General features: G+C 34.6%; 29 protein-coding genes, 1 tRNA gene and 1 other RNA gene. 25 read left to right on the plus strand and 6 right to left on the minus strand.

The annotated features are described in order from the left end of the window. Positions 1–274: 274 nt before the first annotated feature. Positions 275–1,153 carry a LysR family transcriptional regulator gene (locus tag GSA01S_RS00815; RefSeq protein ID WP_066123788.1) on the minus strand — a complete coding sequence of 293 codons (879 nt, stop codon included), beginning with the start codon at positions 1,151–1,153 and terminating at the stop codon, positions 275–277. Positions 1,154–1,337: 184 nt separating this feature from the next. Further along, positions 1,338–2,207: a helix-turn-helix domain-containing protein gene (locus GSA01S_RS00820; protein ID WP_066123791.1), complete on the minus strand. Its 870-nt coding sequence runs from the start codon at positions 2,205–2,207 to the stop codon at positions 1,338–1,340. 440 nt (positions 2,208–2,647) lie between these two features. On the opposite strand from GSA01S_RS00820, the gene tadA reads away from it, so the two are divergent. Further along, a complete protein-coding gene (tadA, locus tag GSA01S_RS00825; RefSeq protein ID WP_066123793.1) occupies positions 2,648–3,145 on the plus strand; it encodes a tRNA adenosine(34) deaminase TadA in 498 nt (165 codons plus the stop codon). 413 nt (positions 3,146–3,558) lie between these two features. Beyond that, positions 3,559–3,652, plus strand: an RNA gene (gene ffs, locus GSA01S_RS00830) — signal recognition particle sRNA small type. 65 nt (positions 3,653–3,717) lie between these two features. On the opposite strand, the gene GSA01S_RS00835 is transcribed toward ffs, so the two are convergent. From GSA01S_RS00835 to GSA01S_RS00850, 4 genes are read right to left on the minus strand one after another with little or no spacing between them, the layout of a single operon-like run. Further along, a complete protein-coding gene (locus GSA01S_RS00835) occupies positions 3,718–4,830 on the minus strand; it encodes a tyrosine-type recombinase/integrase (RefSeq protein WP_066123795.1) in 1,113 nt (370 codons plus the stop codon). Positions 4,831–4,873: 43 nt separating this feature from the next. Further along, on the minus strand, positions 4,874–5,509 hold the full coding sequence (locus GSA01S_RS00840) for a hypothetical protein (RefSeq protein WP_066123798.1): 636 nt from the start codon (positions 5,507–5,509) through the stop codon (positions 4,874–4,876). Between the two features lie 12 nt (positions 5,510–5,521). Beyond that, entirely contained in the window at positions 5,522–5,929 is a 408-nt protein-coding gene (locus GSA01S_RS00845) for an ImmA/IrrE family metallo-endopeptidase (RefSeq protein WP_066123801.1), read from the minus strand. A gap of 4 nt (positions 5,930–5,933) precedes the next feature. After that, on the minus strand, positions 5,934–6,269 hold the full coding sequence (locus GSA01S_RS00850) for a helix-turn-helix domain-containing protein (protein WP_066123804.1): 336 nt from the start codon (positions 6,267–6,269) through the stop codon (positions 5,934–5,936). Positions 6,270–6,436: 167 nt separating this feature from the next. Here GSA01S_RS00850 and GSA01S_RS00855 point away from each other — a divergent pair, with 167 nt between their 5' ends. The 23 genes from GSA01S_RS00855 to GSA01S_RS00960 all read left to right on the plus strand — a co-directional run bounded on the left by GSA01S_RS00855 (position 6,437) and on the right by GSA01S_RS00960 (position 15,660). Then, entirely contained in the window at positions 6,437–6,646 is a 210-nt protein-coding gene (locus GSA01S_RS00855) for a helix-turn-helix transcriptional regulator (RefSeq protein ID WP_066123807.1), read from the plus strand. 37 nt (positions 6,647–6,683) lie between these two features. Continuing rightward, a complete protein-coding gene (locus GSA01S_RS00860) occupies positions 6,684–6,920 on the plus strand; it encodes a hypothetical protein (RefSeq protein WP_066123810.1) in 237 nt (78 codons plus the stop codon). Positions 6,921–6,931: 11 nt separating this feature from the next. After that, positions 6,932–7,126: a hypothetical protein gene (locus GSA01S_RS00865; RefSeq protein ID WP_066123812.1), complete on the plus strand. Its 195-nt coding sequence runs from the start codon at positions 6,932–6,934 to the stop codon at positions 7,124–7,126. A gap of 10 nt (positions 7,127–7,136) precedes the next feature. Next, a complete protein-coding gene (locus tag GSA01S_RS10660) occupies positions 7,137–7,286 on the plus strand; it encodes a hypothetical protein (protein ID WP_157064746.1) in 150 nt (49 codons plus the stop codon). A gap of 2 nt (positions 7,287–7,288) precedes the next feature. Further along, positions 7,289–7,615, plus strand: a complete 327-nt coding sequence (locus GSA01S_RS00870) for a hypothetical protein (RefSeq protein WP_066123814.1) — start codon at positions 7,289–7,291, stop codon at positions 7,613–7,615. Positions 7,616–7,768: 153 nt separating this feature from the next. Beyond that, positions 7,769–8,476, plus strand: a complete 708-nt coding sequence (locus tag GSA01S_RS00875) for an ERF family protein (protein WP_066123817.1) — start codon at positions 7,769–7,771, stop codon at positions 8,474–8,476. A 7-nt stretch (positions 8,477–8,483) separates the two neighbouring features. Continuing rightward, positions 8,484–9,140, plus strand: coding sequence for a putative HNHc nuclease (locus GSA01S_RS00880; protein WP_066123820.1), 657 nt, complete (start codon positions 8,484–8,486; stop codon positions 9,138–9,140). Then, complete coding sequence (locus GSA01S_RS00885) at positions 9,141–10,070, plus strand: phage replication protein O (RefSeq protein WP_066123822.1); 930 nt, start codon at positions 9,141–9,143, stop codon at positions 10,068–10,070. Next, complete coding sequence (locus GSA01S_RS00890; protein ID WP_066123823.1) at positions 10,061–10,954, plus strand: ATP-binding protein; 894 nt, start codon at positions 10,061–10,063, stop codon at positions 10,952–10,954. Before GSA01S_RS00885 ends, GSA01S_RS00890 begins: the two co-directional genes overlap by 10 nt. Next, positions 10,951–11,190: a hypothetical protein gene (locus GSA01S_RS00895; RefSeq protein WP_066123826.1), complete on the plus strand. Its 240-nt coding sequence runs from the start codon at positions 10,951–10,953 to the stop codon at positions 11,188–11,190. Before GSA01S_RS00890 ends, GSA01S_RS00895 begins: the two co-directional genes overlap by 4 nt. A 7-nt stretch (positions 11,191–11,197) precedes the next feature. Further along, positions 11,198–11,590 (plus strand): DUF1064 domain-containing protein, encoded by a 393-nt coding sequence (locus GSA01S_RS00900; RefSeq protein ID WP_217994618.1) that lies wholly within the window; start codon positions 11,198–11,200, stop codon positions 11,588–11,590. 12 nt (positions 11,591–11,602) lie between these two features. After that, positions 11,603–12,007 carry a single-stranded DNA-binding protein gene (locus tag GSA01S_RS00905; protein WP_066123828.1) on the plus strand — a complete coding sequence of 135 codons (405 nt, stop codon included), beginning with the start codon at positions 11,603–11,605 and terminating at the stop codon, positions 12,005–12,007. Between the two features lie 11 nt (positions 12,008–12,018). Then, a complete protein-coding gene (locus tag GSA01S_RS00910; RefSeq protein ID WP_066123831.1) occupies positions 12,019–12,264 on the plus strand; it encodes a hypothetical protein in 246 nt (81 codons plus the stop codon). Then, positions 12,261–12,479, plus strand: coding sequence for a hypothetical protein (locus GSA01S_RS00915; protein WP_066123833.1), 219 nt, complete (start codon positions 12,261–12,263; stop codon positions 12,477–12,479). The genes GSA01S_RS00910 and GSA01S_RS00915 overlap by 4 nt, the downstream gene beginning before the upstream one ends. Continuing rightward, positions 12,476–12,754, plus strand: coding sequence for a helix-turn-helix transcriptional regulator (locus GSA01S_RS00920; protein ID WP_066123835.1), 279 nt, complete (start codon positions 12,476–12,478; stop codon positions 12,752–12,754). Before GSA01S_RS00915 ends, GSA01S_RS00920 begins: the two co-directional genes overlap by 4 nt. An 18-nt stretch (positions 12,755–12,772) precedes the next feature. Continuing rightward, positions 12,773–13,237, plus strand: a complete 465-nt coding sequence (locus GSA01S_RS00925) for a hypothetical protein (protein ID WP_066123838.1) — start codon at positions 12,773–12,775, stop codon at positions 13,235–13,237. Positions 13,238–13,249: 12 nt separating this feature from the next. After that, the gene (locus GSA01S_RS00930) at positions 13,250–13,606 is read left to right on the plus strand and encodes a hypothetical protein (RefSeq protein ID WP_066123841.1); all 357 of its coding nucleotides are present in this window, start codon (positions 13,250–13,252) and stop codon (positions 13,604–13,606) included. Then, on the plus strand, positions 13,607–13,840 hold the full coding sequence (gene nrdH / locus GSA01S_RS00935) for a glutaredoxin-like protein NrdH (protein ID WP_066123844.1): 234 nt from the start codon (positions 13,607–13,609) through the stop codon (positions 13,838–13,840). It abuts the gene before it with no gap. Between the two features lie 89 nt (positions 13,841–13,929). After that, on the plus strand, positions 13,930–14,223 hold the full coding sequence (locus GSA01S_RS00940; RefSeq protein ID WP_066123846.1) for a MazG-like family protein: 294 nt from the start codon (positions 13,930–13,932) through the stop codon (positions 14,221–14,223). 3 nt (positions 14,224–14,226) lie between these two features. Then, entirely contained in the window at positions 14,227–14,463 is a 237-nt protein-coding gene (locus GSA01S_RS00945) for a hypothetical protein (protein WP_157064747.1), read from the plus strand. Continuing rightward, positions 14,464–14,646 carry a hypothetical protein gene (locus GSA01S_RS00950; RefSeq protein ID WP_066123852.1) on the plus strand — a complete coding sequence of 61 codons (183 nt, stop codon included), beginning with the start codon at positions 14,464–14,466 and terminating at the stop codon, positions 14,644–14,646. Between the two features lie 24 nt (positions 14,647–14,670). Beyond that, positions 14,671–15,108, plus strand: a complete 438-nt coding sequence (locus tag GSA01S_RS00955; protein WP_217994619.1) for a sigma factor-like helix-turn-helix DNA-binding protein — start codon at positions 14,671–14,673, stop codon at positions 15,106–15,108. Between the two features lie 478 nt (positions 15,109–15,586). Beyond that, positions 15,587–15,660 (plus strand) — tRNA-Phe (locus tag GSA01S_RS00960). The last annotated feature ends 14 nt before the right edge of the window (positions 15,661–15,674 follow it).

Here is a 15,674-nt window from a genome sequence, read left to right on the forward strand (position 1 = left end):
TTATATGGACTCTATCGACAGTGACTCCCGAAAATGATAGCAATGACTCTCACTTTGGGAATCACTGATATGATAGTCGTTCATGCAATCAATATCAAAATATTTTTTTATTTACTTGATACTGTCAGGATACCATTTAAAAAATGACGATAGTCAAAATGATAATAAATTTTGGCACAAAAAATAGAGTTAGGACTACTCCAATAGGAATAGGTTCTAACTCTTTTTGTTTGTTTTATTTATTTTTGGATATAATGTGTGGCAACTTGATTGATTAATCCTCAATACTTTTAATTAATAAATCATTAAAGGCTTTTTGTGTATCAGATAATACCATTTCATTGTTAATAACTAAATTCAAGTAACCAATTGGTGGGTTCTTAATCGCAATCGCAACTAAATCATCACGATTTAGAGAGACATTTTCCATTAAAAGTGCGACTCTTTCACCAGAAGCAACAAGTGAAGTGAGAGTATTCATATCATGGCAGTAAAACACATTATCCAACGATAATTGATTTGTTGTGGCCCAATTTTGGAATAATTTTTCGTGGATAGTACCATTTGATAAAGAAACATAAGGTAAATCAACGAGTTCCATTAAGCTTATTTCACGATATCTAGCTAAAGGATGGTTTTGTGAGACGAATAACTTTAATGGACTTTTCGCAATAGGAAATGTATCAACCCATAGATTAGCAAATGTTGGTTGATCGTGAGCAATAATAGCAATTGAGAATTTTTGTTTTCTTAATGAATCGAATAATGCATCAGTTGTATTCTCTTCAATCAATTTTAAGTTTTGTAAATAATCGTTAGCATTCGCTAAAAGTTGAGGTAAAAATAAATTTCCAATTGATGGAACTAAACCTAGCTGAATCGTATCAATCCCCACTGCTTTAATTTCTAGCTTCGTTTGGGCATATAAACCTAGCATATCGATAGTGCGTTGATATAAGGTATGTCCAGTCGGTGTTAAATGGATATTTTTAGCTGATCTTTCTCTTTGAATTAAAGTGGTCTCAAATTCATCTTCTAATCTTTTTAAAGCAATCGAAATAGAAGGTTGAGACACAAAAAAATGTTCAGCTGTTTTAGTGAAACTCAAACTTTCAGCTAAATATTTGAAATATTCTAAGTCTCGTAAGTTCATAATAACCTCCAAAATATTCAGTGAGTATCAAATAATTTAATGTTGAATTCATTCATTATTATAGCATAAAAGCCTATTATAAGCACTATTTATTAATTTATCGAACACTAGAATAATGTAATAAAAATATCAAGAACTCTAATCATTTCATAGAAGCGACTAAAAGTTGTAATAAAAATAGGTACTAGGCAAGGCAGAGGAAGCAAATCATTAAATCAGGTAAATATTGTAATTGCATGCCTGTTTCTTTATAAAATTTTTGCAAACGATAAGTTAAAGTATTCCGATGAATAAAGAGTTTATCAGCAGTTTGGGACAAGTTTCCTTGATTTTCAAATAATGTTTCAATCAGAGAAGAATATTCCGTATTATTCATAATAACTTGTTTTAAAGGAGTCAATAGGGGTAAATCGCTGAGCGCTTTTTTACCAATTTGTTTTAATAAGACGGGTGTAATTTGAGTTAATACACCTATTAATTCCGTTTGAAAACTTTGTTCAACAATAGCAAGTTCTTCCTCATAACGCATGGGTAAGTTGACTGATAATTGATGGACTAAACCAATAATTGCTTGAGTTACCGTATCAAAATCAGCATCTAACGATTGAATAACACCAAGGAGTTGATCAATTGAGATTTCATCGTTGGGTTTGATTCTTAAAACAACACTATATCGACGCTCATTTTTAGTAAACCAATCAATAATCTGATGGCTTGATTCCTTTAGTGTATTAAACCAAAGTTCATCGTCAAAGTTTTCTGGTAATTTTCTGAAATTGATATGCAAAATTTGAAGATTTCCTGAAACAATTGGCATATTACTTGATTTTTTTTCCAGAAAGTTTTGCCAATGAGAGTTTCGAGTAATTGGAATAATGTCACCTTGATCACTGACAATGTTAAGTAACGATATTTCTTTATGAGATAAGGAAGAAAAAGGAATCGCCATTATTTGACTTTCAACGGTAATAATATGATGCGTCTGTCTCAAATCCTCAACATTTGTTGGATTAATCAGCGCTTCTGGAAAGAGCTGTATAATGGAATTTATCAAAATATCCTCTCCTTGAAAATTAGTTATTAATAGTGTACCATAAGTGCAGCTTGAAAGTATATTTTTAGAGAAAGAATGCAACAAAAAACAAGGATGTAATAAAAAATGTCGAATGGATCTTAGGCATATAAAATAATACAGAGTATGAAAATCCTGCTTATTAAACTCAATTTTTGTAATAGGCTTGAAGATAAGAGGAATCATGTTTGAAAAATTAAAGAGCCATCCTCATACTTGATGAGAATCACTGTATTTTACTTTTAACTATAGTGCTAGATGACTAACGAATGGTTTGTGTAAAGGCTATTTAAAAAGCAGGATGACTACCCGAAGCAAATATTATGTCAATTTTAACTATATGCCATCTTTAATTTTATGCTAAAAGAATGAGGGATAATCTTTATTAGCCTAAATAGATAATCATAAGGAGTCGCAAAGAAATGGAATTAACTGAAACACAACGGTTGAAACATGAAAAATTTATGCGAATAGCAATGATGGAAGCCTCATTAGCTGAAATGCAAGGAGAAGTACCCATCGGTGCCATCATAGTTGTAGATAACCAAGTCGTTGCTAAAGCACATAATTTAAGAGAAATTTCTAAACGGGCGATTGCACATGCTGAATTATTAGCCATCGACCAAGCTAATCAAATTTTAGAAAAATGGCGATTAGAAGATGCGACACTATATGTGACATTAGAACCATGTGCCATGTGTGCAGGTGCCATTATATTGTCGCGAGTTAAAACAGTGGTCTATGGAGCCCATGATCCAAAAGCAGGCAGTGTAGGAAGTGTGCTCAATTTATTAGAAGAACCTCGTTTTAATCATCAACCAGAAGTTATTTCGGGAATACTAGCAGATGAATGTGGAGCAAAACTAACTAATTTTTTCAGAAACTTACGGAAAAAGAAAAAGTTATCCACAAAGAGTTAATAGTTATCCACAAAGCTGTCAACATTTTACACATTAACTGTGGATAACTTTCTTTATTTTGTGGATAAACTAGCAACATTTGCTAGAAACAGCAATGGTTGATGTTTATTAGCTCTTTTGGTGGAATTAGAATTTATGTATCAACAGGTGCCATCAATATGAACCAAAAACGATGAAAGCATCGTATAAAGTAAATTAATGCTTAAACAAACAACAGGATCAATAAAGGTAACCGTGTTATCAGAATTTTTTGACGTTTGTAACATCTTTTTGACTACTTGAGATATTTTTAAAGATTACTATGGTTAGCTTTCCTCAGGAGTTTTGGATGTGTATAACATTATTGGGATACTATCGAAAGTGTTCATTATTAAACATTGAAAAAGATTGGAATTCTCAAAATAAATATGTTATAATGAATAAAGGCAATAACGGATTCACGAATCGAGTCAGGACCGGAAGGTAGCAGCTATAAGTGATGAAGTTATGTGCCTTTTTTTATAAGGCTACAAAGCCTATTAAATCAACATTCTTGAATAAAAAATGCGTTTTGCAAGCATTTTGCAAGCATTTCAAATTCGAAATTCGTTAATTGCCTCTTTCAAATCATCATTCATCTTACGTGTAAAGTGAGAATATACTCGCTCAATCATTTCAGTTCCGCTCTGACCAACGTGTTCTGCTATGAGTGTGCTGGGTACATTATTCTCAACCATTCTTGTGATAAACGTATGTCTGAATATATGAGTTGATAGAGGCTTTTCTTTCGTTCCGTATCTATTCAATCGATTATTGGCATATCCGTAATGAAGAGGACTGCCATCTCGGCTAAAGAATAACAAGTTATTATCTCGAACTCCGTAAGCTAATAGTAATAAGTTTCTTCTGCGTATTATCTTCTTAATTAAATCAACAGTATCATCATTAATATGTATTAATCTTGTTTTGTTGCTTTTAGGCAACGTGAACTCCTTATTGACAAAATCATAAGTATATTTAATATCGATCGTTTTATTAATTAAATCGATATCAGGCAAGTGAACCGCAGCTAATTCTTCATATCGCATGCCCGTTTGCATTTGCAACCTGAAGAAGTCTGCTAATTCTTCTTCATCATCTTCAATCATGCGTTTAAATAAATTCTCGGCTTCATCTACTTCTAAATACTTATCTTCTCTTTTGGGAGATACGTTAACCTTTTCTAGCTTTAAACTATCAATAATTATATCTTCATCTAAGAAGCCGTAATCAACAGCAAACTCAATCACATTTTTTGTAAGTTTAAATCTTGCCGATACTGTTTTAAACTTCAATCCTTCATCATACATATTTAAGAATATACGATTAATCGCCCCTGCTCGCAATTTATGGATAGGAGTATCGCCAATATACTGATTGACAATATCAAGACTATACTCGTATGTCTTAATCGTGGAAGCTTTGATTGACTTCTTCTTCAACTCAATCCATTCCTTAGCTACTTCACTAAACGTGATATCCGTATAAACTTTAGGCTTCTCGTTTAACTTATCTGCAATCTTTTGATTTAACAATTTCATAGCCTGCTTGTGTGCCTGTGTAGAATTGGAACTTAGAGTCACACTAACAACTTTAGTGTTGTTGTTAGCATCTTTGTATCGTTCGCTAAATTGATACCTACCGTTATATCTTTCTGTTACCCACATGTATTTCACCCCCTTTCAAGTAAAAGAAAAAGCCTAAATAGGCTTAATCTTTAAATTCAAATTCTGTCGTGTTAAACATTCCTGATGTAGCAATTTCTTCGCCATCCCGATTAAAGGCTCTAACTGTTCTGTGTTGGTCTAACTGTCCATCAGTTTCAAGAAAGATAGTAGCGTTAACTGAACGCTCTGCTGAATTTAGCACCAACGTTTTATCTTCATTATTTAAGTTGTCAAATAATTCATTGGTAGTAATATATACAGCACCTGATTTTTGCAATTCAATTTCATAAACGAACTGTGACCACTCATAACCGTCATGTCCTTGCTCGTTAAACTCAACGCTTTCTTCAAAACTATCTGCAATCTTTAAATTCATCTCTACTAAATCATACTTAGTTTTATCTTCTGTTGTTTCTTCTGTTGTTTCTTCAGTAGTCGCTTCTGTTTCTTCAACAGTAGTCGTTTCCGATATTACTTCCATTGTCGTTTCATCTACCTTTGCTACCTGTTTAGGTCTTTCGTCACTCCTATTGACTAATACTCTAATAGCTAAGATTGCTAACACCACCATAAGCAACTTCTGAGATAGACCACCTATCCTGTTTGTTCGATAAGGATTGCGATTTCTTCTCGCAAAAACAGCAATGGCAATCAACACTAATATCCATACTAAATCCATTGGCATTCTCTCCTAAATTACATATTTCATCATATCCTGTGGGATATAATTCTTTTTAAAAACTTGATAAGCTGTTTCATCTTCATTAATTTCATCTAAATCACATAGCAAATAGATAGCAAACAAATTGGCTTCACGTTCAAACTTTCCGTGATAGTTATATGCCTTGTAATATAATTCTCCTGAATTAGCATGCTGTATCGCATGAAATAACTCATGGGCAATTACAAAAAAGCGTTCCTGACTATACTTCAATCTATCGGCAACAAATATAAACTGTCTATTATTCACTTCAAGAAAGCACCCATTAACTTCTAACGGCAGGTAGCAAACCTCAATATTCAGTGCCTCAGCTAGATGTTCCGGATTTCTAGTCTGATGTTCTCGGAGCAAATTATTAATCACTCTTTGAACTTTCATTAAATTATTTCTCCTTATCAATCACTGCATTTAGAAAGGTTTCAATAATTGTTATATCACGTTCAGAAAGATGTTCTCCCTTATATGATAGAGTTTGATTTCTAATAATATCTTTTAGATCAGTTGAGTCTGATTTATCACTTCGGTGTCCAAATAAATAATCAGTAGACACATCAAAATATTTTGCTATTTCTACTACTTTTTCAGTTGGAACAATTCTAGCTCCACTTTCCCATTGACCTACATAAGATGGCGATACACCTAAAATATCTGCTAATTCTTTTTGCGTTAAGCGTTTCGACATTCTTAATTCAGAAATTCTTAAACCGATATTATTCATTATAACAACACTTCCTTTCTTAGATTTGTTAACTACATTTTACCTTTACAAATAGTAATAGTAAATACATAATTACAAATAGTAAAATATTCTTACAAATAGTGTTTACTTTTACGTATAGTAATGATATAATGTGTATATAAGTTAGTTAGATAGGAGTTGATATATTGAATTACCCACAAATAATCAAAGAAGAAAGACTTAAACGAAGCTTGTCACAAAGCGATTTCGCAGAAAAAATGGGGGTTAGCCCTACATTAATTTCTTTGATTGAAAGCGGAAAAAGAGGAGCGAGCGATAAATTAAAAGTGAAAATAGCAAACTACTTTAATTTATCGGTGGAGTATATTTTTTTTAATCAAAAAGATTACAAATAGTGTTACAAAATACAAATAGCATTAATGAGGTGGAGATATGGAAGTAGTAAAAGTACCTGAAATGTATCAAGGTATCTTAGCAATCACTACAAGCGAGATACCTAATTACTTTGTGGGAATTGGAAAACAGCAGGCGAGTAAATACGTTAGCGAAATGTATTTGAACCCTGATTTTAGCGACGGGGTGATTAAACCGACACAAAAGACAACATTGGTTTTACCTAATAGATTTTTGGAGTTTTTGAGATTTAAAGAAGAAAACAGATTTAAGTAAGGGGTGATTACATGGAAGAATACGCTAAAGCAATATACACATTGATGTTTATCTGTCTAGGTTGCATGTTAGTAATGATGTTATTAACAGAGCGACCTGACTTCAGGGAAATGATTGACAGACAACATTATGATTTTGAACGGAATTATCTACAAATACAAGAAGGGAATGGTTTAATTGCAAGAATGGAAGCGGAAGGACATTAGGAAGTCGGCAATGAATTACGAAAAGACAGGTGATATTCAAAACCTAATGGATATACCGAGAATTTTAAGCAAAACAAAAAGTCCTGTTGGAGCAGGACTTATCGAAACAACTTATAAAATTTTATTTCTATTTAAGTATATCAAAAGAAAGGGAGTCTAGCAATGAAATACATTAAAGAGTTTGGAACATTTTATGAATTAGATTACGACATGATGTTAGAGCAGATGAGTAGCTTGTTTGATAGCGAAGTTTTAGCAGAGCCTTATTATCACGAAGAACTTCAAGAATGGCTACCACAAGGGACTTATGTATTTTTGGTAGACGGAGTGAAAGAACCAGCTGAAGAAGATATCATGCTAGAGATTTTAGATTGGAAAGGCATTGAAATTTACGACATAGACGAAGTGAAGCAAGACCTACAAGCGACTAAATGGGAGGATAAGTTTTATGAGTTCAAACGAAACATACGTATTGGATCTAGATTTTAAAGGTGACGAAATTCTATCAGATGAACCATACAATTACATTTTATATCAAGGTGAGTTGATACGTTTTGAAGGGAGTGATAGCGATAAGTTCCTACTTGAACTAGGTGGGAAGTTGCTATCGCTTGAAGAGATTAAAGAAAGAGGGAAGAAATAATGGCAGAAACCAAAGTGAAATCATTTAAGCAACGATTAGTAGAAGCACAGTTTGAATTGAAAGCACCTAAAGGGCAATACAATGGCTATGGTGGTTTTGCATACAGAAGTGCAGAAGATATTTTAGAAGCAGTTAAACCGATCAATTTAAAGTATGGTCTGTTGTTAGAAGTGAAAGATGAAATCATTGAAGTGGGTGGAAGAATTTACGTTAAAGCCATAGCAACTATGACGGATATTCATTCCGAAGAACAAATTTCCGTACAGGCTTTCGCACGAGAAGCAGAAGTTAAGAAAGGCATGGACGATAGTCAAATTACTGGTTCGGCTAGTTCGTACGCTCGCAAATACGCATTAAACGGACTGTATCTGATTGATGATACCAAAGATGCCGATAGCAACGAACAGAAAGAAGCTATCGACGGTAAAGATAAGAAAGCTAACGATAACGTTAAAGCGAGAGGTAAGAATATTCAAGAGTCAATGCAACCGACAGAAGCAGAAGCGAAGAAAGAGATAGCTAAGCTTTACAAAGACTTGATTTCATTAGCACCTGATTTGACGAACGAACGCATTAACGAAATATTGAAAGACCAATTTAAAGTTGAAGATTTGAACAAGGCTAATAAAGGTCAAATCATTGCTTCACTAAGACAAGCAATCGCTTCTAAGAGAAATGAACGCAGAGCATTAGCAGAAGCTAAGTAGGTGCTAAATGCAAGAGATTAGAGCAGAGATTGTCAATCTCAAAGGGAAATTTGCAACTATCCGATTGATTGATGCAGTTGATGAAGCGGTATTAGAAGAAAATGCTCATGGTGGACGATATTTCGTCTACCTAGAGCCTTTGATAAAAGATACAACGACTGATGAACAAAGAAAACATTGGTTTGCCTTAATTAAAGATATATCAGACTATACGGGCGAAGATAACTGGAAGATTATCTTAAAGATGAAATACCTGTATATGATGACTTACGACACCAAGAAAGAGCCTAGTTTAGCAAGAAATAAAATGAAGCGTGATGATGTAACGAAGTTACTTCAATTAGTGATTGATTATTGTTTGTCGAACGATATTCCACTAAATAACAACTATGCAGACTACTTCACAGAGCGACAGTTTTTCGCAGTGTTGATGAAACGCAAGTGCTTTGTGTGTGGTCGAAAGGGCGACATAGCACACGTTGAAACAGTTGGTATGGGGCGAGATAGAAAGCAAATAGACCACACTAAACACCATTTTATGTGTCTATGCAGGGAACATCACAACGAACAACATCAGTTGGGTATTGAAACTTTTATGAGAGAACGGAAATTGATCGGAATTAAATTACAACAGAAACAATTACGTGAATTAGGGGTGGTTTAAATGGTTAAAAGAATTATTGATACAAACTTTTGGGATGATGCTTTAGTCGTAGAAAAATATACACCTGAAGATAAATATTTCATGTTGTATCTAATGACTAACCCAAAGACAACATCAATTGGAATATATCCTTTTGTAAAGAAACAAGTAGCTTTTGACTTAGGATATTCTGTTGATACAGTAAGTTTCTTACTTGAAAGATTTGAAAAGAGTTATGAAAAAGTTGTTTATGATGATGAACACAAGGAAATAGCGGTAAAAAATTCACTCAAATTTACAATCTCAAAAGGTGGTAAACCTGTTGAAGATATGATTGATCGAGAACTTAAATCGGTTAAATCAGGCAAGTTAATACAAGAAACATATACAGATATGGCAGAATGGTGGACTATTTCAAATAGAGAAATTGACACTACCATAAAAAACAGATTTGAAGAAGAACTTAAAAAAAGAAACATCATTATTAATACTAATGCTAATGCTAATGCTAATGCTAATACTGATACGTGTAACGAATCGGTAAACGAATCGTCAAAAGATAGTCCTCAATCGCTAAAGCGATATGCAGACGACTCCCCTTACATGAAATTAGCACAACGGTTGTTAGGTCATATCCAACAACGTGACCCTAAATATAAAGACCGCAACATGCAAACATGGGCAGACGATATGCGAAAGCTGGTTGAATTAGATAAGCGTAGTGTTGAAGAAGTGGAACGAGTGCTAGATTGGTCGCAACAAGATACATTTTGGCAAACTAATATCCTGAGTCCAAATAAGCTAAGAAAACACTTTAGTAAGTTGTATCAACAATGCAAGGCTAAACAACCTATTAACTATACATTTACTAATGATAAGCAAGAGAAAGAGTACACGAAAGAAGAAATTGCTGATTTTGAGAAATGGAAAGAGGAATTTAGATGGGAGTAATGAATTTATCAAGCTTAACGTTTGAAATAAGTCCTGAAAGACGAAGTAAGGCAGAAGAATATAAACAGTTCCTACTAACAGAAGTTGATGAGATTAATCAATTTAAAGAACAGTATGGGCTATCAGATGGCTTCATGAAAGCCAACATCAGCACACTTAACCAATTCTACCGTACCTTAAAAGCGAATAAAACTAGACCTGAATTATATGTTATGAATAATGCCCTTTATTATACAGAATATCCGTTAAGTGCAGACGAGCAAAGAAGGTTAATCAGTGGGAAATTTAAACGATTGATAACGGACGAGAACACACAAACCTTTAGTGGTGCTTCTGTTCATAATATCAGTCCCGATCTAGGACAGCGAGAAGCATTAGAGTTCGGTGCTAAATACCTCAAAGAATTTAGTTTCGCAAGCGAGCAGACTGGTGCGTGGCTGTGTGGTGATAAAGGTATCGGAAAGAGTTATTTCTTAGGTGGTATGGCGAATGAATTAGTTAAACGTAATGCTGAAGTCATCTACATTAGTGCTTCAACCTTAGTTAATGAAATGCTAAATACCGTTAAGGCAGACAGTAAGAAATTTAGCAAGAAAATGGACGAGTACAAGAAAGCGGAAATCCTAATGTTAGATGATATGGGAACTGAATTATTAACGAAATGGACGGTTCAAAGCGTTATTTATGAGATTTTAAACGCACGTATGAATAATAAACTTAAAACATGGTTTACAAGTAACTTAACAAAGCAGGAGTATCAAATGCACGTCATGAATGCGATAGGCGATAAGATGACCGCCGAACGACTGATGACAAGGATTGATACACTGGCTGCTGAAATTCAGATGAGTGGTAAGAATTTAAGAAAGGTGGCACAAGCATGACAACATTTGAAATGTTTAAACGAGATATTGAAGATTTAGGATTGAATTTACATATCGGAGCAAAAAATGATTGGGTGGCATTGGGTAGATTGTTGATAGTGCAACTACTAGAAGATGAATATATCGAATTATCCACGATAGAACAGGTTGCAGATTGGCGATATAGAAGATTGAAATATTACCTAGATAGATTATACGCAGGTAGTTATGAGTGGAGTGAAGCAGTTGTATTCTAAGCAGAGTTTGAAGCGAAGAGTGACTAAAAAACAGATTAAGCAACCTAAATATAATAATCGGAAAGTGGAAATTGACGGTCATAAGTTTGATAGCAAGCTAGAAGCGGAATATTACACTTTTTTGAAACATAAAAAGGCAACAGGTAAGATTAAAGATTTTAGCTTACAGCCACGATATACGCTTCAAGAACCGTTCAAACGGGACGGGAAGACTTATCGATCAATTACTTACATAGCAGACTTTGAAGTGCTACACAATGACGGTAGCACTCAGGTCATTGATGTTAAGGGCATGATGACAGACGTATTTAAGATTAAAGCAAAGATGTTTACAAAATTATATGGAAAGTTGTACCTAGTCAAAAATAGCAAAGCAGGATTTAAATTAGAAGAATTTTAGGGGGAAGTAAGTATGAATAGAACACAATTAATCGGAAATTTAGTGAGTGACGTTGAGTTTAAACAATCAGCAAGTGGAACAGGGGTAGCTAGATTAAGATTAGCGGTTAGACGAAATTTTAAGAACCAACAAAACGAGTATGAATCAGACTTTATTAATTGTGTGGCTTTCGGGAAGACAGCTGAGATGATTAGCCAGTATTTTAATAAAGGCTCAAAGATAGCAGTAGACGGACGCATTCAAACTGGTAGCTATGACAATAAACAAGGTCAAAGAGTATACACAACCGATATTGTTATTGAAAACTTTTACTTTATCGAAAGCAGACAACAAGCAAACACTCAACAAAGATTTGACAATCCATTTGGTGACTTGGAAGCACAACCTGTTGGCATACATGATAATTTACCATTCTAATCGATGTAGAGATGATAGCTATTATTAAAGACCATTACGAATATGTTTTGGTGGATTATTTTGGAACGATATATGGTTATTTTGAAACAGAAGGATTGACACATCAGTATCTGCAGAAAGAATATCCTAGCCCTACCACTAATTATGGTGGCGGGCAAAAACAGATAAGAAAGTATAATGATCGGATTTTAAACAAGCCAATGGAAATTAAGCGAATAAAGAAGGAAAGCATAACAATCGTGGAGGAATCTATATGAAACCACACTATTTAAAAGCATACGTCAAACCGCACGCACCAAAACACAAGGATTACTTGCATATCGAAATAAAAGCAGACAAACCACCAATCACCTCTTATGTGGTATGCGTTGGCACAGAAGTTGTATTTGAGAGTAAATCACGTGGAGAGTGCAATCGGTATATTTTAAATAATCTAGGACGAGAATACGAAATTAAGGCGGTGAGGGAGTGAAGAATTTACGTAATATAAGAGAACGACAAGGATTGTTTCAGTGGCAGTTGGGTGAAATAATCGGTATTAGTCAAGTGGCTATTTCAGCCATTGAAACTAGGGAATCATGTAGCATCGAAACAGCTTGTAAGTTAGCAGATGTACTGAATGTAAGTTTAGATGAGTTGTGTGGTCGGGAGTACCACCGAAAAGAGTTTGATGAGACGCATGCTAAGGTATTGAATGATGTTATTACTAAATTAGTGAAATTGGAGGATGAGTTTTATGATGAGTGATTATGGGGTGAATGAAGGATGAGTACATTAGAAGAATTGGAAAAGAAATATAAAGAACTTGGCGATGAAATTGAGAAGTTGAAAGCAGAGAAAGAGAATGAGAGATGGGTACCTAAAGTTGGTGATCGCTACTGGTATGTAGCTAATGATGGATATATTCATGAAACTGAATGGGCTCACTTTGGTATACATAGACGAAGATATTTAATTGGCAACGTATTTAAAACAGAACAAGAAGCCGAGTTTCGGGTAGGGCAGTTAAAAGTCGAAGCGGAGTTACGTAAATTTGCAAGACCGTTCGATAGAGATGAGGAAAATTGGGTAATTAATTATGACGTAGACTTTAATGCGATAATCGTATTCAGATATCATACTGTTCAATGTGGCAATATTCACTTTGCTAGCAAAGAAATCGCACAAAAAGCGATTGACACAGTAGGTGCAGACCGTATTAAGAAATACTATTTTGGCATTACTGAATAGGAGCGTGAAATAATGTTAATCACTGACAATTTAAGAATAACAAGACTTGATGACAAGAATTTGGTATTAGAACAATATGCGAAAGTTTTAAATCCTAAAACAAAAACGGTTAGCTACAAGTGGCAACGACTAGGATATTTCGGTGGCGTACATAACGCTTTAAACCACATTCTAGCGAATGATAGACTGGTTGATATAAATACCTTGGCTACACTCGAAGAATACGTAGAAACGCTCAGAAATGTATCAAACGAAGTAATAAAACGTTGTGCGAAAGCTATCGAGATTGAAGTTGAGAAAGAATACACCAAGGAACAAGAAAAGAAGCTAAAAGAAAAATATAACACCGAGCAGTTGGAGGAAGATTAAATGGAACAAACTATTAAAGTATATTCAAAACCAAATTGCATGCAATGTAATTTTACAAAGAATTTTATAATCGACAACGACATCGAAGCAGAATTTATTGACGTAACGAAAGATGAGCAAGCATTAGCAGAAATGAAAGCGCTAGGCTACAACACTATGCCTGTGGTGTTTGTTAACGAGAATACTCACTGGTTTGGGTTTAGACCTGATGAGTTGAAGAAGTTATGCGTTTAATAGCGTGGGTAGGTATGGTAGCAATCGCAATCGTGTGGTTGCTACTTGAAGATGATGATGAATATACGATGTAGGGGGAATTAATAAAAATGGATATTATCAAATCAATAAGAATATGGGTGCGCAATCGAAACATTCACACAGCGAATCCACGAGATCAGTATTTAAAAGTGGTGGAAGAAGTAGGAGAGTTAGCAGCAGCTTTAGCTAGAGCCAATATGGAATTAATCAAAGATTCGATAGGCGATATCGTCGTTACTTTAGTGTCATTATGCGAAACAATGGACATTGATTTTAATGAGTGCGTGCATGGAGCTTATGACGAGATTAAGGATAGAAAAGGGAAGTTAGTTGATGGTGTGTTTATAAAAGAGGTGGAGTAGATGTTGTATAAAATCAAATTATATGGTGCTTACGGTGAATATTTAAATTGCGAAATCAAGTGTAATACATTCGAAGCATTTAAAGTTAAACTTCTAAAACATTTCGGTAACGTAGATGGTTCTATTCGTGAAAATAAAACTAAATTACGAGTTAAACAGCTTATTAAGTCAGCTGAAACAATGGACGATATACTAAGTGCGTTTAAATCTTCTCATGGTTTTAGTTTGGAGGTTAAGTAGATGAAAATTCTAGCCAAAATGCTAACCAAAATTTTAATTAATGCATTATGGGCAGCCGCCCTTATTATGCTGTTGAGAGGTAGCCTTGATTTAAAATCTTACATCTTGGGAATCGTAACAACATTTATAGAAGCTGTTTATAGAATATGGGGGTTAATAAGTGAAATTGACAGAATTAAATAGTTTCTTTGGGAAACGTTAAAGGTGGTGGTTATCATTAAATTTGAATGGTTGAAAGAATATAAACAACTTGAGCATGAGATAGCACTTTTAGAGTGGAAGCTATCTAAGTCTAAGTTGGAGCTTACTCGTTGGGTTGAAGGTGACTTGATGAACGTGAGGTTAACCAATGAATCGATAGCGAGTAAATTGGAACCAATCATTAAGGAATACGAAGCAGACCTAGCTATTAAGCACAAGCAAATGGATGAACTTAATAAGATCATTGAAGCGTTAAGTGGTACTGAACAACACATAGTTAAGCTTAAATATATCGACGGTCTAACCCTAGAACAGATTGCAGAGGAACTCGGCTATACACCGGGATATATTAGATACAAACATGCTAACATCCGAAAATTTATTAGTTTCATATCTGCTTATCAAGATGAGATTGTAAGCATCAAAGCAAAAACAAATGATTAATGTAATATAAATGTTTGTACTAAAAATGTTTGAACACAAAAGGTATCGAACTATTGACTTCAACGTGTTACAGTATTAGTGTACCAATTCAGGTACGCGTGAGATTCAATTATTTCCTTTAAAATCCTAGTCCATATGCGAATGGAGGCATCCGACTAGGCACTCGAAAGAGTGGTATATACAGCAATCGCCTATTGAGGTTAAGCAATGTCGTAGTTGCCGATTGCATATAACCGAGAATTCACTGATGTTTATCATAGTGTTCCCGAATGGGAGTAAGGTTATAAGCTCTATATACTAGACCTGTCTTGCGTGGTCGCTTATAGAGAACGTGGCGCATATAGTTGTGGCAAGGCGACTATATGGTAAATCCACGATAGTATACGGAAGTGGCTCGCCCGTTGAAAAGTAGAAGCCGAAAGAGAACAATGGTCGCCCACCTTTAAGGCAGTCACGAACTGATGGGTGGCTTTTTAAAGGCTTGGTAGCTCAGTTGGTAGAAGCACTAGATTGAAGCTCTAGGTGTCGGCGGTTCGATTCCGTCCCAAGCCATTATCATAAAATGG

Source organism: Globicatella sanguinis NBRC 15551, from assembly GCF_001552295.1.
GTDB classification, from domain to species: Bacteria; Bacillota; Bacilli; order Lactobacillales; family Aerococcaceae; genus Globicatella; species Globicatella sanguinis.